21 protein-coding genes and 2 tRNA genes are annotated in these 20,802 nt (G+C 74.4%); 9 read left to right on the top strand and 14 right to left on the bottom strand.

Features of this window, described 5'->3' with window-relative positions; all coding sequences use genetic code 11:
- Positions 1-133 precede the first annotated feature (133 nt).
- The 3 genes from JE024_RS22270 to JE024_RS22260 form a co-directional block, all read right to left on the bottom strand.
- Positions 134-1,279: an LLM class flavin-dependent oxidoreductase gene (locus tag JE024_RS22270; RefSeq protein WP_205375278.1), complete on the bottom strand. Its 1,146-nt coding sequence runs from the start codon at positions 1,277-1,279 to the stop codon at positions 134-136.
- Between the two features lie 123 nt (positions 1,280-1,402).
- Complete coding sequence (locus JE024_RS22265) at positions 1,403-2,122, bottom strand: maleate cis-trans isomerase family protein (protein WP_205375277.1); 720 nt, start codon at positions 2,120-2,122, stop codon at positions 1,403-1,405.
- A gap of 248 nt (positions 2,123-2,370) precedes the next feature.
- Positions 2,371-2,997 carry a hypothetical protein gene (locus JE024_RS22260; RefSeq protein WP_205375276.1) on the bottom strand — a complete coding sequence of 209 codons (627 nt, stop codon included), beginning with the start codon at positions 2,995-2,997 and terminating at the stop codon, positions 2,371-2,373.
- Between the two features lie 431 nt (positions 2,998-3,428).
- Between JE024_RS22260 and ehuB the strand changes: the two genes are divergently transcribed.
- From ehuB to JE024_RS22230, 6 genes are all read left to right on the top strand, one after another.
- Positions 3,429-4,286 carry an ectoine/hydroxyectoine ABC transporter substrate-binding protein EhuB gene (ehuB, locus tag JE024_RS22255; protein ID WP_372449826.1) on the top strand — a complete coding sequence of 286 codons (858 nt, stop codon included), beginning with the start codon at positions 3,429-3,431 and terminating at the stop codon, positions 4,284-4,286.
- Positions 4,283-5,020 (top strand): ectoine/hydroxyectoine ABC transporter permease subunit EhuC, encoded by a 738-nt coding sequence (gene ehuC, locus JE024_RS22250; protein WP_205375275.1) that lies wholly within the window; start codon positions 4,283-4,285, stop codon positions 5,018-5,020. The genes ehuB and ehuC overlap by 4 nt, the downstream gene beginning before the upstream one ends.
- Positions 5,017-5,667, top strand: a complete 651-nt coding sequence (gene ehuD / locus JE024_RS22245; protein WP_205375274.1) for an ectoine/hydroxyectoine ABC transporter permease subunit EhuD — start codon at positions 5,017-5,019, stop codon at positions 5,665-5,667. Before ehuC ends, ehuD begins: the two co-directional genes overlap by 4 nt.
- Positions 5,657-6,433 (top strand): amino acid ABC transporter ATP-binding protein, encoded by a 777-nt coding sequence (locus JE024_RS22240; RefSeq protein WP_205375273.1) that lies wholly within the window; start codon positions 5,657-5,659, stop codon positions 6,431-6,433. The genes ehuD and JE024_RS22240 overlap by 11 nt, the downstream gene beginning before the upstream one ends.
- 167 nt (positions 6,434-6,600) lie before the next feature.
- Entirely contained in the window at positions 6,601-7,359 is a 759-nt protein-coding gene (locus tag JE024_RS22235; RefSeq protein ID WP_205375272.1) for an IclR family transcriptional regulator, read from the top strand.
- 135 nt (positions 7,360-7,494) lie between these two features.
- Positions 7,495-7,568: transfer RNA gene (locus JE024_RS22230), tRNA-Lys, on the top strand.
- Between the two features lie 72 nt (positions 7,569-7,640).
- Here the strand turns inward: JE024_RS22230 and JE024_RS22225 are convergent.
- The 6 genes from JE024_RS22225 to JE024_RS22200 all read right to left on the bottom strand — a co-directional run bounded on the left by JE024_RS22225 (position 7,641) and on the right by JE024_RS22200 (position 13,705).
- Positions 7,641-8,132 (bottom strand): phospholipase, encoded by a 492-nt coding sequence (locus JE024_RS22225; protein WP_205375271.1) that lies wholly within the window; start codon positions 8,130-8,132, stop codon positions 7,641-7,643.
- Positions 8,133-8,337: 205 nt separating this feature from the next.
- Complete coding sequence (locus JE024_RS22220) at positions 8,338-8,988, bottom strand: response regulator (protein WP_205375270.1); 651 nt, start codon at positions 8,986-8,988, stop codon at positions 8,338-8,340.
- Complete coding sequence (locus tag JE024_RS22215) at positions 8,973-10,223, bottom strand: sensor histidine kinase (RefSeq protein ID WP_205375269.1); 1,251 nt, start codon at positions 10,221-10,223, stop codon at positions 8,973-8,975. Before JE024_RS22215 ends, JE024_RS22220 begins: the two co-directional genes overlap by 16 nt.
- 154 nt (positions 10,224-10,377) lie before the next feature.
- A complete protein-coding gene (locus JE024_RS22210) occupies positions 10,378-10,965 on the bottom strand; it encodes a lytic polysaccharide monooxygenase auxiliary activity family 9 protein (RefSeq protein ID WP_205375268.1) in 588 nt (195 codons plus the stop codon).
- A 118-nt stretch (positions 10,966-11,083) separates the two neighbouring features.
- On the bottom strand, positions 11,084-12,244 hold the full coding sequence (locus JE024_RS22205; RefSeq protein WP_205375267.1) for an SPFH domain-containing protein: 1,161 nt from the start codon (positions 12,242-12,244) through the stop codon (positions 11,084-11,086).
- A gap of 189 nt (positions 12,245-12,433) precedes the next feature.
- Positions 12,434-13,705, bottom strand: coding sequence for a peptidoglycan-binding protein (locus JE024_RS22200; RefSeq protein WP_205376671.1), 1,272 nt, complete (start codon positions 13,703-13,705; stop codon positions 12,434-12,436).
- 218 nt (positions 13,706-13,923) lie between these two features.
- Between JE024_RS22200 and JE024_RS22195 the strand changes: the two genes are divergently transcribed.
- Positions 13,924-13,997: transfer RNA gene (locus JE024_RS22195), tRNA-Lys, on the top strand.
- A gap of 125 nt (positions 13,998-14,122) precedes the next feature.
- Here the strand turns inward: JE024_RS22195 and JE024_RS22190 are convergent.
- The 5 genes from JE024_RS22190 to JE024_RS22170 all read right to left on the bottom strand — a co-directional run bounded on the left by JE024_RS22190 (position 14,123) and on the right by JE024_RS22170 (position 19,022).
- The gene (locus tag JE024_RS22190) at positions 14,123-14,788 is read right to left on the bottom strand and encodes a class F sortase (protein WP_205375266.1); all 666 of its coding nucleotides are present in this window, start codon (positions 14,786-14,788) and stop codon (positions 14,123-14,125) included.
- Position 14,789: 1 nt separating this feature from the next.
- On the bottom strand, positions 14,790-15,368 hold the full coding sequence (locus JE024_RS22185) for a hypothetical protein (RefSeq protein ID WP_205375265.1): 579 nt from the start codon (positions 15,366-15,368) through the stop codon (positions 14,790-14,792).
- Positions 15,369-15,502: 134 nt separating this feature from the next.
- On the bottom strand, positions 15,503-16,282 hold the full coding sequence (locus tag JE024_RS22180; protein WP_205375264.1) for an HAD-IIA family hydrolase: 780 nt from the start codon (positions 16,280-16,282) through the stop codon (positions 15,503-15,505).
- 210 nt (positions 16,283-16,492) lie between these two features.
- Positions 16,493-17,395 carry a hypothetical protein gene (locus tag JE024_RS22175; protein ID WP_205375263.1) on the bottom strand — a complete coding sequence of 301 codons (903 nt, stop codon included), beginning with the start codon at positions 17,393-17,395 and terminating at the stop codon, positions 16,493-16,495.
- A 142-nt stretch (positions 17,396-17,537) separates the two neighbouring features.
- Positions 17,538-19,022 (bottom strand): ROK family transcriptional regulator, encoded by a 1,485-nt coding sequence (locus JE024_RS22170; protein ID WP_372449825.1) that lies wholly within the window; start codon positions 19,020-19,022, stop codon positions 17,538-17,540.
- A gap of 55 nt (positions 19,023-19,077) precedes the next feature.
- Between JE024_RS22170 and JE024_RS22165 the strand changes: the two genes are divergently transcribed.
- Positions 19,078-20,166 (top strand): Gfo/Idh/MocA family oxidoreductase, encoded by a 1,089-nt coding sequence (locus JE024_RS22165; RefSeq protein WP_205375261.1) that lies wholly within the window; start codon positions 19,078-19,080, stop codon positions 20,164-20,166.
- Positions 20,163-20,726, top strand: a complete 564-nt coding sequence (locus JE024_RS22160; protein WP_205375260.1) for a heme-degrading domain-containing protein — start codon at positions 20,163-20,165, stop codon at positions 20,724-20,726. The genes JE024_RS22165 and JE024_RS22160 overlap by 4 nt, the downstream gene beginning before the upstream one ends.
- Positions 20,727-20,802: the final 76 nt, after the last annotated feature.

The raw sequence follows: 20,802 nt of genomic DNA, 5'->3' as shown, positions 1-20,802 counted from the left end.
ACCCCTTGTCAGCGACGTGCGTTGAACGAAAAACACCGCCCGTCACAGCGGTGACGAGCGGTTTAAGGATGAGTTAAGGGGCCGGGCCCGGGCGGTTGACGCATGAACCACCCGGGCCGCCGAAACCCAGGTTTTACCCGGCGCGGCCGACCGGAGCGGAGCTGTCCGCCCCCGGCGGGAGCACCGGAAGCCCGTAGGCGTCCGCGATCAGCTCGTAGCTGCGCAGCCGCACATCGCCGCCGTGGGCGTTGGCGGTGATCATCAGCTCGTCGGCCCCGGTGCGCTCGCGCAGCGCGTCGAGACCCGAGCGGACGGCGTCGGGGGTGCCGTACACGATGTTCTTCAGCCAGCCGTCGGCGAACTCCCGCTCCATGGCGGTGAACGGGTACGCCTCCGCCTCCTTCGGCGTCGGGATCAGCCCCGGCCGGCCGCTGCGCAGATGCAGCATCGACAGCGCGCCCGTCAGCACCTGCCGGCGGGCCTCCCGCTCGTCCTCGGCGGCCAGCGCGGCGACGCCGATCAGCGCGTAGGGCGCGTCCAGCACCGCCGAGGGCCGGAAGCTCTCCCGGTACAGCTCCAGCGCCGGCACGGTGTTGTGCGCCGAGAAGTGATGGGCGAAGGCGAACGGCAGCCCGAGCACACCGGCGAGCCGGGCACTGAAGCCGGAGGAGCCCAGCAGCCAGATCGGCGGGCGGGCCGGGGACTGCACACCGCCGGGCGCGTTCGCCTGCACCGGTCCGGGCACCGCGTGGATCCGCGCGTAGGGGTGCCCGTCGGGGAAGTCGTCGTCGAGGAAGCGGGTCAGCTCGGCGAGCTGCTGCGGGAAGTCGTCCGCGCCCTCGTGGAGGTTCTCGGTGCGGCGCAGCGCCGCCGCGGTGGCGCCGTCGGTGCCGGGCGCGCGGCCCAGACCGAGGTCGACCCGGCCCGGCGCGAGCGCCTCCAGGGTGCCGAACTGCTCGGCGATCACCAGCGGGGCGTGGTTGGGCAGCATCACGCCGCCCGAGCCGAGGCGGATGCGCTCGGTGTGGGCGGCGAGGTGCGCCAGGATCACGGCGGGCGACGAGGAGGCCACACCGGGCATCGAGTGGTGCTCGGCCACCCAGTGCCGGTGGTACCCGCGGCTCTCGGCGAGCCGGGCGAGCGCCACACTGGTGCGCAGGGCGTCGGAGGCGGTGCGGCCGCTGCCGACGGTGACCAGGTCGAGCACCGACAGCGGTACGGGTGCGGAGCCGGCCGTGACTCCCCGGATCTCGTCGCCTGCCGCGTCCCTTGCGTTCACCGGTGATCCTCCTGAGTGGTCGTACGTACTCCGCCGCACAACAGGAGGCACTCTCCGTTTATTCCCGGCCCGCCCGCCCTCTCCCCGGACGCTCCGTCCGGGGCCGTCCCGCGGGCCCGGACCTCAGTCCTTGCGGGCGAACAGCGTGCCCAGGTCGTCCGACCAGGCGCCGTGCCGGTCCGCCAGCCGCAGCCCCTCCCAGACGGTCACCTGGTTCGCCGTGAGCACCGGCTTGCCCACCGCCTCCTCCAGCTCCGGCAGCAGCGCCACCGTGTGCAGCGCGGTGCCCGGCACCAGCACCGCCTCGGCCCGCTCGTGGTCCGCCCGGCGCACCAGGTCCAGCACCTGCGCCCGCTCCCACGCCGCCGCCGCGGAGCGCGAGGCGACCTGGGCCGCCGCCACCGCGACCACCTCGATCCCGGCGCCGCCGAGGAACTGGGCGAACTGCTCCGACACGTCCTCCGGATAGGCGGCGGCCACCGCCACCCGGGCGGCCCCGACCTCGCGGGCCGCGCGCACGAACGCGAACGACGTGCTCGACGCCGGGAGCCCGGCGGTCACCGCGAGCGCGCGGGTCTGCCCGTGGGCGCCGTCCCACCCGTGGACGAACGACCCGCCGGTACTCGCCCACACCACCGATTCGGCGCCCGACAGCCGCAGCTCCTCGACGCCCGCCGCCAGCCGCTCCGCGGAGCCGCTGTCCAGCAGCGCGTCCGAGGTGTGCGCGTCCTCGCCCGCCTCCGTGTGCACCACCGGCACGTTGACCCCGGTCAGCAGTGTCTCGATGCGGGGATAGTCGTCCTCCGCCGCATGCCCCGGGTACAGCAGTCCCACCGTCGTCATCTCACGCCCTCCTGTCCTTCCGGCCCGGCCGCGGACGCCGCCGCCCGCCCGACGGGCCCGACGGCCCGTCAGCAGAGCCTGCTGGGGCCCGGCCGCCGTGGCGCCGATGGCGCGCAGGGCCCGCCCCAGCGTGACCTGGTTGGCGCAGACCGCGCTCCCGTGCGGGGCCGGCACCTCCTGTGAGTGCGCGTGCCCGCCGCACAGCGGGCAAAACAGCCCGGGCCCGCCCGGCCCGGCCCGGGACGCCCCTACGCGCGGGGAGCCCCGGCGGTCAGCGGCAGACCGCGCCGGTGGAGATGGGTGATCTCCCAGACGGAGACGCACGTGGTGATCACGGCGGGGCCGTAGACGGCCAGGGCGCCCGGCCCGGACGGATCCTCCAGCGCGACCGCCCACACGGGCCACGGGGCGACCAGGGCGGGCAGCAGCGGATGGCCGTCGGCCGCACGGAAGTGGTGGTAGTAGCCGACGAGCAGGACGAGGCCGAGGACCACGATGAAGAAGAGCCCGGTGATCACCCCGACGAACGGACTTGCCGGATCCTCGGTGGCCAGCACGGCGGCCAGTACGACAGCCGCCGCGACCCCGAGGGAGCCCAGCGGCCGCCCGGCGCACCGCGCCGTCCACCCCCGCTCCCCCGGGGGCGCCGCGGCCACCAGCAGCAGACAGGCGAGCGGCAGCGCGACCGCGAGCGCGTAGAAGCTCGTCAGCCCGTGGCGCCAGGCCGTCGTGAAGTCGGGCAGGGCGAGCTCGAAGGGGAAGAGCACGATCAGCAGGAGCAGCACGCCCCGCAGCGCCCCGGCGGTCCGCACCGCGGCGTCCGGCGGCCCGAAGGCGCCCTTCGGGACGAACAGACCGAGGAACCATCCGGCCATGACGAGACCCGCCTCTCCCCCGTGGGCCGGGCCGGCGGGGCCCTGTGCCCGCCGGCCGCGCGCCCCGCCGGATCCCAGTCTCACGGCGCTCCCCGCCCGGTACCAGGGCCCCCGGCGGCGGTGACCCGGATCCGCCCCGGAGGCGACCGGGACCGGCCGGCGCGGGTGACGGGGCGCCACATGGGCGCGCCCGTACGGGGACGAGGACCGGCCACGCCTCAACGGGCCCGTTTCGACGGCCCGTCGCGTGGTACACGCCCCGACGGCGGTGCCGTGCGGCCGGCATGCCGCCGCCGAGGAGGACGGACGCCCGCACTGCCGGGCGCCCGCCCGCAGGACACAGTCGGATATCGGTCGGCCGTCGCACACGCATACCCGCGGACGGTCCGGGTAGCCGCGCGCCCATGGCTCGAACACCAGAACCACCATCGATGAGCAGACGTGCCCTGATGCTCGGGACCGCCGGCGCGGGCGCGTTCGCGGTCGCCGCCACGGCGGGCTGCAGCAGGGTGCCGTCCGGGGACGTCCTCGCCCGGCTGAAGACCCAGGGGACGGTACGCCTCGGCATCGCCGGTGAGGTGCCGTACGGCTACGTGGACGAACAGGGGGAGTTCACGGGCGAGGCCCCCGAGCTGGCCCGGGTCGTCTTCAAGCGCCTGGGCATCGACAGCGTCCAGCCGGTCGCCACCGACTTCGCCTCCCTCATACCCGGCCTGAACTCCCAGCAGTTCGACGTGGTCTCGGCCGGTATGTACATCAACAAGGACCGCTGCGCCCAGGTCATCTTCGCCGACCCCGAGTACCAGATGCTCGACTCCTTCATCGTGCGCAAGGGCAACCCCAAGAACCTGCGCAGCTACGAGGACGTGGTGCGGGCCAAGGCGAAGCTGGCCACCGGCACGGGCTACGCCGAGATCGGCTACGCGATCGCCGCCGGCATACCCGAGAAGGAGATCGTGATCCTCCAGGACCAGGTGGCCGGGCTGAACGCGGTCGAGTCCGGGCGGGTCGACGTCTTCGCCGGCACCGCGCTGACCGCCCGCGAGGTGGTCCGCAAGAGCAGCCGGGCGGAGGCCACCGAGCCGTTCGCGGCGGTCGTCGACGGCAAGAAGCAGATCGACGGCGGAGGCTTCGCCTTCCGCCCCACCGACACCGCGCTGCGCGACGCGTTCAACACCGAGATCCACAAGATGAAGAAGAGCGGCGAGTTGTTCCGGATCCTGAAGCCGTTCGGCTTCACGGAGTCCGAGATGACCACCCTGACCGCCGAGGAGCTGTGCAGGAAATGACAGCCGGACTCTGGCAGAACTGGGTGCTGCCCGGCATATGGATCACGGTCCAGCTGCTGGTCTACAGCGCCGTCCTGGCCGCGGTCACCGCCTTCGCCGTCGGCATGGCCCGCACCCACCGCTCACGCGCCGTCCGCTTCCTGGCCGGCCTCTACACGGAGATCTTCCGCGGCACCTCGGCCCTGGTGCTGATGTTCTGGCTCTTCTTCGTGGTGCCCCCGCTGATGGGCTGGCAGCTCGTCCCGATGTGGGCGGCCGTCCTCGCCCTCGGCCTCTCCTACGGCGCGTACGGCGCCGAGATCGTCCGCGGCGCGCTGAACTCGGTCGCCCGCTCCCAGCGTGAGGCGGGCACCGCGCTCAGCTTCTCGCCCTGGCAGCGGATGCGGCTGATCCTCCTGCCCCAGGCGGTGCCCGAGATGATGCCGCCGTTCTGCAATCTGCTCGTCGAGCTGCTGAAGGGCACCGCGCTGGTGTCGCTGCTCGGCGTCGGCGACGTCTCGTTCGCCGCGTACCTGGTGCGGCTCGCCACCCAGGAGAGCGCCCAGATCTACACGATCAGCCTGGTGATCTACTTCGTGCTGGCGATGGTGGTGACCCGGTCGATGAAGGCGCTGGAGCGCAGGACCAAGCGGAACATCGGCATCGAGCCGGAACCGGCGCTGTTCGGCGGCGTGTTCGGCCGCCGCTCCGCGTCCGCCGCCGGCACCGAGGTGGCGGGGGGTGCGTCGAAGTGACGTGGGACTGGTCCGCCGTGGCCGACTTCATGCCCCGCTTCTGGGACGGGGTGCTCGTCACCCTCCAGGTGCTGGTGCTCGGCTCGCTCATCTCGTTCTCGCTCGGCCTGGTGTGGGCCCTCGCCTTCCGGGCGCCGAGCCGTTTCGTGCGCTGGCCGGTGCACGTCTTCACGGAGTTCGTCCGCACCACCCCCCTCCTGGTGCAGTTGTTCTTCCTCTACTTCGTCCTGCCGGAGTGGGGTGTGCAGTTCTCCGCCCTGACCACGGGCACCATCGCGATCGGGCTGCACTACTCGACGTACACCGCGCAGGTCTACCGGGCCGGCATCGACGCGGTGCCGCGCGGCCAGTGGGAGGCGGCCAAGGCCCTGAGCCTGCCCGCCCACCGCACCTGGTCCGCGGTGATCCTGCCGCAGGCGATCCGCCGGATCACGCCCGCGCTCGGCAACTACGTCATCGCGATGCTGAAGGACACCCCGCTGCTCGCCGCGATCGGCGTGCTGGAGCTGCTCCAGCAGTCGCGACTGGAGAGCGCGTCGACGTTCCAGTACACCGAGCCGCTCACCGTGATCGGCATCGCCTTCATCCTCATCGCCTACCCGGCTTCTCTGCTCGTCCGATCCCTGGAGCGCCGCCTTGTCCGCTGACACGCCCCTCGACACACCCGCCGGTGCGGCCGAGCCGCTGATCCGGTTCGACGACGTCACCAAGAGATTCGGGGACAACACCGTCCTGGACGACCTCTGCTTCTCCGTCCGCCCCGGCAAGCACGTCACGCTGATCGGCCCGTCCGGCTCCGGCAAGACGACGATCCTGCGTCTGCTGATGACGCTGGAGAAGCCCGACGAGGGCACCATCACCGTGGCCGGGAAGCGACTGTTCCCCGCGCCGGAGAAGGAGCGCCGCGAGGCGCGCAAGAAGATCGGCATGGTCTTCCAGCAGTTCAACCTCTTCCCCAACATGTCCGTGCTGCGCAACATCACCGAGGCCCCGGTGCGGGTGCTCGGCCGGCCGAAGGAGGAGGCCGAGGCGCGGGCGAAGGAACTGCTGGACCTGGTCGGTCTCGGCGACCGCTGCGGGGCGAAGCCCTCCCAGCTCTCCGGCGGCCAGCAGCAGCGGGTGGCCATCGCCCGCGCGCTGGCGATGGAGCCGCAGGTGCTGCTGCTCGACGAGGTGACCTCGGCACTCGACCCCGAACTGGTGGCGGGTGTGCTGGACCTGCTGCGGGACATCGCGCGGACGACGGACATCACCATGGTCTGCGTGACGCACGAGATGAACTTCGCGCGGGACATCTCCGACGAGGTCCTGATGTTCGATTCCGGCAAGGTCATCGAGTCCGGTCCGCCGGAAAAAATCTTCTCGGATCCGGAGCAGGCGCGGACCCGGGAGTTCCTCGGCGCGGTGCTCTGACCACGCCTTCCCCGCACCATTCATGACGAGGGCATATGCCATGGTGATGCGCCCCAGCGCAGCCCGCTGGGGCGCCACATCATTTGCGCCAACACCCCACCCTCGGCCGGGCCTTGGCGGCTATCGTGGTACGGAAGCTTGCGGTCACAACCTGACAGGGGGAAACCGTGGCGCTGAAGCCCGAGCCGACCGCGCCGTTCCATTCGGTGCAATACGTCCTGCGAGTCCTGGAGACGGTCTCCAAGCACGGTGGCGGAGTCACCGACGCCCAGATCGCACGCGAGACCGGGCTGCCCACCGGCCATCTCGCCCCGATGCTCGCCATGCTCCGCCGTGAGGGCTACGTGGAGCAGCTCTCCGACGGCGCCTATGTGACCGGGGACTCCCTGGTCCTCCTCGGCTCCGGCGTCACCCGCAAGGAGGCGCTGGAGGCCAAGCTCCAGGAGACCCTCACCGAGCTGCGCGACTCGGTGGGCGCCGCCGTCTACATCAGCCGTTACATCGACGGCGAGGTCAAGATCACCCAGTTCGCGGACGGCCCCCGCACACCCAAGGTCAACGAGTGGGTGGACTTCCGCTCCGCGGCCCACGCCAGCGCCGTCGGCAAGTGCCTGCTCACCCAGCTCGACGTGAACGGCCGCCGCGACCACCTGTCCCGCCACAAGATCGCCCGGCTCACCTCGCGGACGATCACCAGCGAGCAGCTCCTCTTCTCCAAGCTGGACTCCCAGCCGCCGACGGTCCCCGTCCTGGACCTCCAGGAGTACGCGGTGGGCACGGTCTGCGCGGCCGTCCCGCTGACGGCCGGCTCGGCCGTGGGCTGCCTGGCGCTCTCCCTGCCGATCGAGCACGCCCACCGCCTGCGCCAGGCCGCGGACACGCTCAACCGCAGGGCGGCGCCGGTGGTGCTCTCGCTGGCGATCTAGGGAGCTCCGCGGGGGGCGGTACGCGCCTTTCGCCCCACTTGGTCCCGCCCCCGGGGTCCGATTCATTCCGGTCGATGGCACCCCCGCGGACCAGGTACTATTAACCCGTCGGCCGCCGAGCGGCCGGTGGGTCACGCGCCGCTAGCTCAGTTGGTTAGAGCAGCTGACTCTTAATCAGCGGGTCCGGGGTTCGAGTCCCTGGCGGCGCACAGACGAAGCAGGCCCCTCGCGACAGCGGGGGGCCTGCTCGCGTACCGGCCCGGTCCGTCAGTGTCCGGCCGTCACGCCGCGGGCGCGGCGGCGGGCGCGCCGGCGGGGGCGACGCCGAACGCCTTCACGGCCTGGTAGTACGTCCACGCGGTGCCGTTGCAGGACGTGCGGGTGGCTCCCGAGTACCGGCCGCAGACCCGCTTGAGGTCCTCGTAGAACGCCGAGTCCAGACGGGACTTGTGGGCGCTGAAGGTCCCGGCCGCCTTGTAGTTGCGGTAACCGAAGTCATGGCGGGCACAGGACATCTGGAACGGGAAGCCGAAGGGGTTGTCGGGCGACGAGGAGCAGTAGTCCGTCGACCAGTTGAACCCGTAGGCGCTCCAGGCGCCCTGGTTGGCACGAGCGGCCGCCCAGGCGTTGTAGCTGGACGCGCTGGTCTGCGTCCAGGAACTGAGCACCTGGGGCTTGTCGGCGGGGGCTGCCTGGGCGCTGCCGGCGGTGAGCAGCGCGGCGGGCAGCGCGAGCGCGGCGGCGGCGAGGGGGACGACCATTCTGTGGCGCATGCGTAACCTCCGTGCGGTGCAGGGGAGTTGGTGCTCACCCGTGGGGTCTTTCCACGGCGGGTACAGCATGCCGACTCAACGCGCGTCCTGCACGGGTTTCGTACCGACGGAAGAGTGAATCGGTTGTGAACGACCCGCCCCGCGGGAGCGGCCCCGCGGCTTCGGGCGCCCCCGCGCACGCGCCCCGGCCTCTGGGGCTCCTGTGTCAGCGGAGGTAGGTGAGCACGGCGAGCACCCGCCGGTGGGTGTCCTCCGCCGGAGGCAGCCCGAGCTTGGCGAGGATGTTGCCGATGTGCTTGCCGACCGCCGCCTCGGTGACGGTGAGTTCGCGGGCGACGGCGGCGTTGGACCGGCCCTCGGCGACCAGCGCCAGCACCTCGCGCTCACGCGGTGTCAGGGCGGCGAGCGGATCGCGCCGGCGCCGCAGGAGCTGCCGGACGACCTCAGGGTCGACGACCGTGCCGCCGCCCGCCACCCGGGCCAGCGCGGCGACGAACTCCTCGACCTGGCCGACCCGGTCCTTGAGCAGGTAGCCGACGCCCGTGCCGTCGCCGGTGTCCAGCAACTCGGCGGCGTACTCCCGCTGGACGTACTGGCTGAGCACCAGCACCGGCAGCGAGGGCCGTTCGGCGCGCAGGGCGATCGCCGCGCGCAGCCCCTCGTCCTGGAAGCCGGGCGGCATGCGCACATCGGTGACGACGACGTCCGGCTCGTGGGCGGCGACCGCCTCGCGCAGCGCGGTCGCGTCCCCGACGGCCGCGACGACCTGGTGGCCGAACCGTTCCAGCAGGGCCGTCAGACCCTCGCGCAGCAGGACCCCGTCCTCGGCCAGGACCACCCTCAGCGCGCTCGGCACGGGATCTCCACTCTCAGCAGGGTCGGCCCGCCCTCCGGGCTGTCGACGGTCAGTGTGCCATCGAGGACGGCGAGCCGGTCGGCGAGCCCGGTCAGTCCGGAGCCGCCCCGGGGGTCGGCTCCGCCGCGGCCGTCGTCGTGGACGTCCACGGCGAGCAGGGCGCCGGTGTGGCGGGCGGTGAGGCGGATCCGGCGGGCGCCGCCGTGCCGGGCCGCGTTGGTCAGCGCCTCGCAGACGGCGAAGTAGGCGGCGCTCTCCACCGAGGTGTCCAGCCGGGGCAGTTCGACGTCGGTGTCGACGGGGACGGCGGAGCGGTCGGCGGCGTCGTCGAGGGCGGCGGCGAGGCCGTAGTCGGCGAGGACCTGGGGGTGGATGCCGCGGATCAGCTCCCGCAGCTCTTCCAGGACGCGTCCGGTCTCCTCGTGGGCCGCCGCGATCCGGTCCGCGAGCGGCCCCTCGGGTGCGTCGAGGCGGGCCAGGCCGAGGGTCATGGTGAGGGCGACGAGCCGCTGCTGGGCGCCGTCGTGGAGATCGCGCTCGATCCGCCGGCGCTCCGCCTCGAAGGCGGCGACCAGCCTGGCCCGGGAGCGGGTCACCTCGCCCAGCCGCTCCCGCAGTTCGCCCTCGCGCGGGGCGAGCAGCAGCCGCGTGAGCTGGGCGCGCGCGCCGGCGAACACGGCGAGCGGGTACAGCAGCAGGCACAGCAGGGCCAGCCCGGCGGCAGCCGCGGCGAGGGCTCCCGGCCAGGTGGTGACGAGGACGGTCTTGACGACCCGCGCCTCCTCGCCGTCCAGGGCGAGTTGCACGGGGGCGGCGGTCGCGGCCAGCGGCAGAGCGACGGCCACGGCGACGGCCAGCACGTCGAGCGGCCAGAGCACGAGCGCGTACAGCAGCCCGTACGCGAACTCCCGCCAGGTCGCCTGCTCGGTGAGGCGCAGCCGCAGCCAGGCGGCGAGGCCGGGCTCCCCCGGTGTGCGGTGCGGCCCGGGGGCGGGCTCGGGGTCGACGAGGCGCAGCCTGCGGCGTTCGACGGCGGCGAGACCGGTGCCGGCGAGCACCAGCAGGGGCAGGCCGACGAGCAGCAGCGAGAAACCGGCGAGCACCAGCAGGCCGGTGAGGGCGAGGACCCCGGTGACGGCACTGCTCGCCAGATAGCCGGCGGCCCGCCAGGGCCAGGCGGACAGCAGGAAGTCGCGCCTGGTCAGTGCCCGCAGGAGGGTGTTCGCTCGGTCCATGGCGCACACGCTAGGCGGCGCGCGCGGGCGGGGCGATGGGCCCTGTGGGTGCCGCGGGGGTGGGGCAGGCCCCACCCCCGCGGCGCAGCGCCCCCGGGGCCCGTCGGTGTTGCCCGGGGACGCTGTGCTTCGTGCTCCGGTGTCCGGCCGGGGATCAGAACTGGACGTCGGAGCAGGCGTAGAACGCGTTGGCCGTGTCGTGCACCGTCCAGACCGCGAGGATCAGGTGGCGGCCCGACTTCGCCGGCAGGTTGCCGGAGTGGGACAGGGTGGCCGGCGGCTGCTGGCCGCCGTAGGGGATGGTCAGGAACGGCTGCGGGTCCAGGTCGGCCCGGGTGAGCGGGTTGCTCGGGTTCCAGCCGTTCTTGGTGATGTAGTACTTGAAGTCCGTTGTGCGGTGGCGCGCGGTGAACTGCCAGCGGAACGTGTAGTTCTGGCCGGAGTTCACCTTGGTGGTGGGCCAGGCGCCGCCGCGCGGGTTGTCGAGCTGGGCGAACTGGCCGTTGCCGCCGGCGCAGATCTGGCCGTTGGCCGGTCCGGCCGCCGGGAAGCCCTTGGGGCCCTCGACGCTCTGCGGCTCCCACTGGATGTTGCCGCAGTTGGTGACCGTCTGGTTGGCACAGAGCTTCTGCCGGCTGATGGGGGAGTCGGTGTAACCGTGGCTGCTCGCGCTGCCGGTGGCGAGCAGCGTGGTGCCCGCCACTGCGAGGCCGACGACGGCCGCGCCTATCTTCTTTCGCATGCTTGGCTCCAGGGAGAACGTGGGGGTTTCCTGATCGTGCTGCACGCGTGCGGTAGCACTTCTTCCGGTCTAGACCAAGTCCCAATGTATTGACGGAACTTGAACATGTCCAGACCAATCACTGACCCTCTGCGGCGCCCGCCCGACCGGTGTAGAAGGCGATGGTGAGGTCCTTGACCAGAGCCTTGCGCTCGTAGTCGTCCGCCTCGACGAGCCCTCGCTCGGTCAGCCGGCCGACGGTGTCGTCGACCGCGTCGACGACGGCGGCGAGCACGGAGTCGCGGTGCCGGGCGTCGATGGCGGCGACCTTCCTGCGGCGCATCGAGTCGGCCACCTCGGGCGCGTAGTCGACCACCGTCGGCTGGGCCGTGAAGATCTCGATCCCGGCCGGGGCGCACTCGGCGGCCAGCGTCCTCGTCAGCCGGGCCCCCACGGCCTCGGCGTCGCGCAGGGTCGGCACGGCCTCGCCGAAGCCGTCGGCCGGGAGCTGCGAGAACACCCGCGCGGTCGCCGCCTCGACCTGCTCGGCCAGATAGGTCTCGTGGTTCGCCACGCCCAGCGCCGCCCGCGCGGTGTCCTCCACCCGCCACACCACGAGCACGGTCACCCGCAGCGCCGTGCCCTCGGCGTCGTGGACGGGCATCGCCTCGCTCCGCCAGTGCCGCAGCCGGACCTCGATCCGCTGGCGCAGCACGAGCGGGCTCACCCACACCAGACCCGTCCGCCGCACGCTGCCGCGGTAGTCCCCGCACAGGGTGAGCACCCAGGCGTGGCCGACCCGGCCGAGCCCCAGGCCGCCGAGCCCGAAGAGCGCGAGCAGCACCCCGAGGGCGAGCAGGCACCAGACGAGGATGCCGATGCCCTGGTACGGCGGCGGGGTCACACCGAGCACCCGGCCCACCATCCCGGGCACCGCGCCGGTCCCCCACAGCAGGGCGCCGATGCCGGCCAGCGAGCAGCCGCCCGCGACCAGACCCGTCCAGCCGGGCAGCACCGGGCCCGGCCGCTCCGCGAGCCGGGGGTCGACGGGCGGCGCCGGACGCTCCGGGGCGGTGGCCGCGGGGGTGCCGCGGCCGGTCACCCGGGGCTGCTCGCCGGTGCCCTGCCGCCGGGAGATCACGGCGGGCCGCAGCCCCGTCGGCAGCGTCTGCGGACCGGCGTCGTCCCGGAAGAGCAGGTGGACGGGGATCTCCGTGGTCGTCTCGCTCGCGATGACCATCTGGCGCCGCGGGGGGTCGGACGGGACGCCGCCCTCCGGCTCCGACGTCGTGGTGTTCATGGCACCTCGGCTTTCGTTCGGTTGCTCTGTACCTGTCCGGGGTCTGCGTCCGGCCGGGCTCCGCGTCCGGCCGGTCCTGCCGCCGGCCGCGCGGCCTGCTTCCGGGCCGCCCGCGGGGCGGGGCGGCCGCGGCACGGGGGCCGGGTGCGGGGCGGGGGCCGGTCCCCCGGGTGCGGGGCGGCCGGTGGGTCAGCGGGCGGCGAAGAGCCGCCGCCAGGTGTCGGGGCCCGGGTAACCGTCGGCCTCCGCGCCCCGCCAGCCCAGGGCGCGCTGGAAGTCCTGGACGTTGCGCCGGTCCGCCTCCGTCCACCGCGGCCCGGGACCGGTGGCGTAGTGCCTGCCGAATCCGCGCTGCACGAGCTGCCGGCCGAGCCGGGTGACGTGCGCGTTGTTCGCGCCCGGCCGGAAGTGGGCGGCGCCGGGGAACGCCGGCCGGGCGGTGGAGCCGCCGGTCGTCGCGGCGGGGATGTCCCGGCCGGTCTTCCCGGTCAGCAGCCGCCAGGTGTGCGGGCCCGGCCGCCCGTCGGCCTCGGCGCCCCGCCAGCCCTGGGCGAGCTGGAACGCCTGGGTGGCCCGCCGGTCGGCGTCCGTCCAGCGCGGCCCCGGCCCCTCGCGGTAGAAGCGGCGCCCGCCGCGCTCGACGAGCATCTGCCCGAGCCGGGTCACCTGCGCGTTGTTCGCGCCCGGCCCGAAGGAGGCCGCCCCCGGGAAGGGGTCCGCGGTGCTGGTGCCGCCGCCGGCCGCGGTCGTCAGGCCCTTGTAGCGGTAGGCCACGTACGAGGCGGAGTTGTTCCAGTACGCCATGGGCGTGGACTGCTTGCGGGTCTGCGGCTTGGTCTGCTCGTAGGCCACGTAGTGCGAGTGGGTGTAGTCGGTCCAGCCGCCGAAGATCGTGACGTGCGAGCCCGAGGTCGGGTCGGCGGGGTTGTGGAAGAGCAGGATGTCGCCGGGCTGGAGGTCCTCCCGCCGGATCCGGTCGGCGAACGAGGCGAGGGTGCCGGTCCACTCGTTGCCCGGCAGGTCCCACGCCATCGAGACGTAGCCGGAGCAGTCCTGCCGGTAGCCGTCGCTCCAGTACTTGGTCATGCTGTACGGCACCTTCGCGGCGACCCACTTCTTGGCCCGGTCGATGATCTCGGCGCGGGTCGTGCTGCGCAGCGGGGCGCCGGCGGCGGGCTTCCCGGACGGGCCGTGCAGCGGGCCGGTCCTGCCCTGTTCGGTCGGCGGCTCGGTGTCGGCGGCCGGGAGCCGCGCCTGCACGGCGCCCGTCCCGGGGGCGACGGCAGCCGCCGCTCCCCCGCCGCCGATCACGGCGCTCGCCGCGGTCACCGCCACCAGGGCGCGGCGGCAGCCGCGGGCCGAGGGGTGGGATCCGGCGGCCAGCGCGCGTCGCCGTGCGGCACATCCGGCGCAGTCGCAGTCGCCGTCGGGCTCGTACTCCTCGAAGACCGGCAGGGCCATACGCGTCGCCTCCCCATTCGCAGTCGACAAGCCGTTCACGCTCGACAAGATCTTCTGACGATGTTTCACGAACGCAGTGTCTCCATCGCATGGACAAAACGCATTTTGACGGATGAAAAGTCAAATACAACGATCCGACCGGTCCGGGCGCGGCGGCTCACCGCTCCGGGGTGCGCGGAGCACCCCTCGGCATCCGGTAGAGTTCTCCAGGTCAGCAGGCGCCGCTAGCTCAGTTGGTTAGAGCAGCTGACTCTTAATCAGCGGGTCCGGGGTTCGAGTCCCTGGCGGCGCACGCACAGAGCGAGGCCCTCTCATTCCGATGAGAGGGCCTCGCTCGTTTTCGCCGGTTCCCGCTGGTTGTCGCTCGTCTCCCCGCGCCGTGTCGTGCCGTGTCGCGCCCTTGTCGCGCCGGCGGCCTCAGGCGGCCCCGGTGAGATACGCGGAGACCACCACGTTCGCGGTGTAGCTGCCGCTCGCCCGGTCGAACACTCCCCCGCAGGTGATCAGCCGCAGCTCCGCGCGCCCGGCCTCGCGGGGGCCGTAGACCAGGCGGGCGTCGAACCGGTCGCGGTCGAGGACCCGGACGTCGTCGACGGTGAACACGGTCGTCCGCCCGTCCTCGTCCGTCACCTCGATGCGCTCCCCCGGCCGCACCGTGGAGAGGTCGTAGAAGACCGCCGGGCGGGTGTCGGTGTCGACGTGCCCGACGAACAGCGCCGCCCCCGGCTCCCCCGGCCGCGCTCCGGCGCCGTACCAGCCGACCCGGTCGGCCGCCGCGTAGGACGGCGGGTCGATTGCGCCCCGGGCGTCGAGGCCGCGCACCACGACGGGCGCGGAGATGCCGAGCGCGGGCACCGCGACCCGCTGCGGACGGGCGCCGGTGAGCGGCGGGTGCGCGGCGGGCATCGGGACGCCCGGCGGGCGCCCCACGGCCGCCATGTCGCCGGTGGTCGGGGCCGAGCTGCCGGCCGCTCCGCCGGGCGCGCCGCCGCCCCACAGCCACAGCACGAGGACGAGGAACGCCCAGACCACGCCGACCACGGCACGCCCGGTGCCGCGCACGGACCCCGCGAGGGCCCGCATCTCAGTCGGACCTCGTCCTGCCGCGGCGGCGGGCGCCCCGGACGGCGAACACCACCGCGGCGACACCGGCGAGCACCAGGCCGGCCACGGCCTGCCGCGCGCTCGGGCCCGCGTCCTCCGAATCCACGGCCGCGACCGGGGCCGCGATCGCCACGGCTCCGCCGCCGCCCGCGCGCACCGGCGCCACCGGTGAGGCATGCGCCCGGGCGGCCGGTTCGGCCGCGGCGGGGCGGGCCCCCGCGGGCCGGACGGTCAGCTCGGCCCGGGCGTGAGGGCGCCCGTCGCAGGCGAGACGCACGGTGAAGGTGCCGGCCTGCGCGTCGGTCCTGACCCGTGCCGCACCGGCCGGGCCGTCCGCCCCGGGGGCCGCGGTGAGCTCCGCGTCCGCGGCGAAGGCGTCCGAGCGGGCCACCGCCGTGCCCGGACAGCCGTCCGCCGCGATGCGGACCGCACCGCCCGGGGCGGCCTCCGACGGCGTCAGCAGCACGGCCCGGTCATCGGCGGCGGCGGCCGCCGCGGGCGCCAGCACGAGCACGGTGACCAGCCCGGCGGTACGGAGAGCGAGGGAACCTGCACACATCGTGAACCTCCTGCTACCGAGACTCACGCGTTCGGCGCGTTTCCGCATCCGGGGAGCCGGCACACGCCCGTGACCAGTGCGAACGCCCCGGACCAGAGCGGTCCGGGGCGTCGGGCCCGTGCGGGGCGGGCGGCTCAGATGCGGTCGACGAGATCCGCGATGGAGTCCACGACCTTGGACGGCCGGAAGGGGTAGCGGTCCACCAGGGCGGGCGTGGTGGAACCGGTCAGCACCAGGAAGGTCTGCATCCCGGCCTCCAGACCCGCGAGCACATCGGTGTCCATCCGGTCGCCGATCATGGCGCTGGTCTCGGAGTGGGCGCCGATGGCGTTGAGCCCGGTCCGCATCATCAGGGGGTTGGGCTTGCCCGCGAAGTACGGGTCCTTGCCGGTCGCCTTGGTGATCAGCGCGGCCACCGAACCGGTCGCCGGGAGCGGGCCCTCGGTGGAGGGGCCGGTGTTGTCGGGGTTGGTGCAGATGAACCGGGCGCCGTCGTTGATCAGGCGGATCGCCTTGGTCAGCGACTCGAAGCTGTAGGTGCGGGTCTCGCCGAGCACCACGTAGTCCGGCTCGTGGTCGGTGAGCACGTACCCGATGTCGTGCAGCGCGGTCGTCAGCCCGGCCTCGCCGATGACGTACGCCGTGCCGCCGGGCCGCTGGTCGTCCAGGAACTGGGCGGTGGCCAGCGCGGAGGTCCAGATGTTCTCCACCGGGACGTCCAGCCCCATGCGCGCGAGGCGGGCGTGCAGATCACGGGCGGTGTAGATGGAGTTGTTCGTCAGCACGAGGAAGGGCTTGCCGGTCTCCCGGAGCTTCCTGATGAAGGCGTCCGCGCCGGGGACCGGTACGCCCTCGTGGATGAGGACGCCGTCCATGTCGGTCAGCCAGGATTCGATCGGCTTGCGCTCTGCCATTGGGGCGGACTCCTGCCGTGCATGTGTGCGTGCGTGCTGGGGGCGCCGCGACTGCGCTGTGGCGACGGCCCCCAGCGTAGTCAGGAAGTCCGGATCCCGACCCCGCCGTTCACCTGCTGATCCACTGCCCCGGGAGCGCCCCGGCCACTCTCCCCGTCTCGCGTTCCGGCGGGCCCTTCAGCGGCGGCGGAGACGGGAGCGCCGGGCCGTTCAGCGGCGGCGGAGGCGGGAGCGGCGGACCGTCAGGAGGACGATGCCGGCGCCCGCCGCGATCACGGCGGCGACGGCGGCGATCCGCGCCGCGGTCCCGGAGCCGGTGGAGGCGAGCTGGTCGGGCCGGTCGGGCTCCTGCGGTCGCGGGGACGACGGCTGTTCCGAGGCTCCTGGGGGCTCGGCGGTCCCGGCAGCCGTCGCCGTGCCGGACGGCTCCGGGGCCCCGGTCGGGCGGGCGGGGTCCGCGGGCTCACGCGTCCCCGGCGACGCCGCGCCGGTCACCGCGAGGTGCCAGTCGCCGGACTCGCCGACCCAGTCCCCGTCGTCGCCCTTGCGCTGGACGACGGCGGTGTTGACGGTGACGTCGCCGGGGGCGGTGCCCGCGGCGAACGAGAGCCGGGCCTCGACGGTGACCGTCCGGCCGGCCGGGACGACGAAGCCCTGGAAGCCGTCGTCGACCGCGCCGACCAGCTCGTCCTCGCCCGTCCGCTCCAGGGAGACCGCACGCCAGCGCCCCGCGTCGGGGTCGTGGAACTCGACGGCGACCCGGTCGGCGGCGAGCGCCCCGGCCCGGTCCGTGAGGATCACGACCGGGTGGATGTGGTGGCACAGCTCCGGGGTGGTGTTGGTGAGGTCGAGCCGCCAGCCCTGGAACCCGGAGCCGGGGCGGACGGAGGCGGGCCCGCCGTGGACACGGGTCCGGATGGGGAACTCCGGGTCCGACTCCTTGCCGCAGGTCGGCTGCTGGTCCGCCGGCCGGGACACGCCCTGGTCGCCGGAGCCCCGGCCGTCCACCGGGCGGGCGTCGTCGGCGAGGGCGGGGAGCGCCAGCACCCCTGCGGTGATCACGGCGGTGGTCGCCGTACCGGCGGTGAGGGCGAGGGCGTTGCGCAGTCGCATGGGTGGCCTTTGCTTGCTCTCGTGCTGCCGGGCCACCCGGACCGTGGCCCCCGGGACCCTGCCATCGTTGCCCCGGCAGACCGTCGGCGAACGGCGCGGTAGGGCCGAACAGCGGCGCGCCCCCGGTCCCGGCGGCACAAGTTCACCCTGCCGGGTCGGCGGCGGGCGCGGCCGGGGCCCGGCCGAAGACCGGCGCCAGCACCAGTTGCGCCGCCCCCTCGGCGACCGTGTGCGGACCGCCCGGCGCGGGCGCCACGGGCACCGGGCCGCGGCGCGCGACGACCTCGGCGACCCCGCGCACGAACGCCTCCTCGGCCGCGGCGACGACCCGTCCGCCGAGCAGCACCCGGTCGATGTCGAGCAGCCCGACGAGGTTGCCGGCGGCCGTGCCGAGCACCCGGGCGGCCTCGGCGACGTCGCCGCGGGCGACGGCGGCCAGGCACAGCACCTCGACGCAGCCGCGTTCGCCGCAGCCGCAGACGGGGCCGTCGAGCTGGAGCACCTGGTGCCCGAACTCCCCCGCCCCGGTGCGCGCGCCCCGGTGCAGCGCCCCGCCGAGCACCAGCCCGGCGCCGAGCCCGGTGCCGAGGTGGAGGTAGGCGAAGGAGTCGCCCGGGCCGCGCAGCGCGAGACCGAGGGCGGCGGCGTTGGTGTCCTTGTCGAGCACGACCGGCAGGCCGAGGCGCGCGGCGAGCGCGTCCCGCAGCGGGTAGCCGTCCCAGTGGGGGTGCCCGGTGACCCGGTGCGGGACGCCCCGGGTGTGGTCCAGCGGCCCGGGCATCGCCACCCCGGCCCCGAGCACCCGCGGCCACGGGGCGGGCCCGCCGGGGGCGGGCAGGTGTGCGCCGGGGGCGGGCGGTGCGGGGGCGGGCAGGTCCGCGGCCGGGGCGGGCGCGCCCCCGGAGGTCCGCGCCGCGGCCGGTGCCGCGGGCACCGCGCGCCGGTGCGGGCGGCGGCCGACCCCGCAGGCGCCGTACGGCCGGGCGAGCCGGCGGCCGGGGCAGTGGTCGGTCCGGCGGGCACGTGCCGGGCCGAGGCAGTGGCCGGATCCACGGGCGCCGTACGCCCGGGCGGCTCGGCCCGGTGCGTGCCGGGCGGCCGGGACGCGGCTGCCGCCGCCCCCGTGCGGCCCCGCCCCGGGCGGGGCCGCACGGGCGAGGAGCGCCGCGACCTGGGTGGCGGCGGCCGCCACCACCCTCGCCGCAGGGGCGCCCAGGTCGAGGGGCGCCCGGTGGGTCGCGACACGGGTGCCGGCCAGGTCGAGGAGGACGGCCGTCAGCTCGTCGCGGTCCAGGTGGAGCCCCACCGCGTACCCGGCCGAGGGGACCAGCCGCAGCACGGTGCGCGGCTTGCCGCCGGTGGAGGCGCGCCGTCCCGCCTCGGCGGCCATGCCCTCGGCCCGCAGCCGGGCGACGATCTTGCTGACGGCCTGCGGGGTCAGCCCCGTGCCCTCCGCCAGCTCGATCCGGCTGATGCCGGCCTCCCCCGCGCCGCGCAGCAGGTCGAGCACGAGCGCCGCGTTGTGGCTGCGCAGCGCGGGCAGGTTGACTCCGCCCGCCGGTGCCGCGCGCCGGGCGGCCGGCGGGGCGTCGGGGGCGTGCGGGGCATGGGGATCGGGACGCGTCACCCCCCTATTGTCGGGCCCGCTTGCACTTTGGCAACAGCGTTGCTTAAGTGGGCCCATGACTGGTCCCGGCACCCCCCTCCGCGTCGGACTCGTGGGCTACGGCCTGGCGGGCTCCGTCTTCCACGCACCGCTGATCTCCACCACCGACGGCCTCGTCGTCGACACGGTGGTCACCTCGCGCGAGGAGCGCAGGGCCGAGGCGCGCGCCGCCCTCGGCGACGGCGTCCGCTTCGCCGCGTCGCCGGACGAGCTGTGGGAGCGGGCCGGTGACCTGGACCTGATCGTGGTCGCCTCGCCGAACAGGACACACGTCCCGATCGCCGCCGCCGCACTCCGGGCCGGCCTGGCCGTGGTCGTGGACAAGCCGCTCGCCGGCACCGCCGCCGAGGCGCGCGAGCTCGCCGCCCTCGCCGAGGAGCGGGGCCAGGTGCTCTCCGTCTTCCAGAACCGCCGCTGGGACAACGACTTCCTCACCCTGCGGCGGCTCGTCGCGGACGGCGAGCTCGGCGACGTCCAGCGCTTCGAGTCCCGTTTCGAGCGCTGGCGCCCGCAGCCCAAGGGCGGCTGGCGGGAGTCGGGCGACCCGGCCGAGATCGGCGGGCTGCTGTACGACCTGGGCAGCCATGTCGTCGACCAGGCCCTGACGCTCTTCGGCCCGGCCGTCCGGGTGTACGCGGAGTCCGATGTCCGCCGCCCCGGCGCGGCGGCGGACGACGACACCTTCATCGCCATCACCCACGAGGGCGGCGTCCGCTCCCATCTGTACGTCAGCGCGACGACGGCACAGCTCGGCCCCCGTTTCCGGGTACTCGGCTCGAAGGCCGGGTACGTGAAGTACGGACTCGACCCCCAGGAGGCCGACCTGCGCGACGGACGGCTGCCGGCCGCCGGCGCCCCGTGGGGTGTGGAGCCCCGGGAGCTGTGGGGCCGTCTCGGCGCCGGGGAGTCCCCCGTGACCGGCGGGGGCACCCCCGTCGAGAGCGTGCCCGGCGACTACCCGGCGTACTACGCGGCGGTCGCCGCCGCCGTGCGCGGTGAAGGCCCCGTGCCGGTGACCGCCCTGGAGGCGGCAGCCGCCCTCGACGTCCTGGAAGCCGCCCGCCGTTCCGCGCGGGACGGCGTGAGTGTGGAGATCAGCGCATGAGCGACGACAGCACCACCGGCCCCGACACCACCCCCGCCGCTCCCGGGGCGTCCGCTCCCGGCGCGCACCTCTCGGTCGCCGAGATCGAGGAGCAGGAACACCGCCTGACCCTGAGCCGCTTCTCGAACGGCGACGCCTGGAAGCTCGGCAGCCTGCTGGTCGAGATGGGCCATCTGCGCGAGGCGCCGGTCGCGATCGACATCCGCCGCGGCCCGCAGCAGCTCTTCCACTGCGCGCTGCCCGGATCGAGCGCGGACAACGACGCCTGGATCGACCGCAAGCGCCGGGTCGTCGAGCGGTACGGCGTCAGCTCGTACCTGGTGGGGGCGCGCCACCGGGCCAAGGGGACGACGTTCGAGGAGTCGTCGCGGCTCGACCCCGACGTGTACGCGGCCCACGGCGGGTCGTTCCCGATCGCCGTCGAGGGCGTCGGCGTCATCGGCTGTGTGACGGTGTCCGGTCTGCCGCAGGCCGAGGACCACGCGATGGTGGTCGAGGCGCTGGAGCGTTTCGCCGCCCACCAGGACGGCGGCAGCGGGGTCGCGGGCCCGCCCTCCTGAGCCCGCGTCGCCGGCGGCCCTGAGACCTGAGGGCGTGGCGCCCTGAGTCCTGAGGGCGTGCGGCACCCCCGGCCCA

Origin of the sequence: Streptomyces zhihengii (assembly GCF_016919245.1) — a bacterium.
GTDB classification, from domain to species: Bacteria; Actinomycetota; Actinomycetes; order Streptomycetales; family Streptomycetaceae; genus Streptomyces; species Streptomyces zhihengii.
This window is presented reverse-complemented; position numbering and strand designations above follow the sequence as displayed.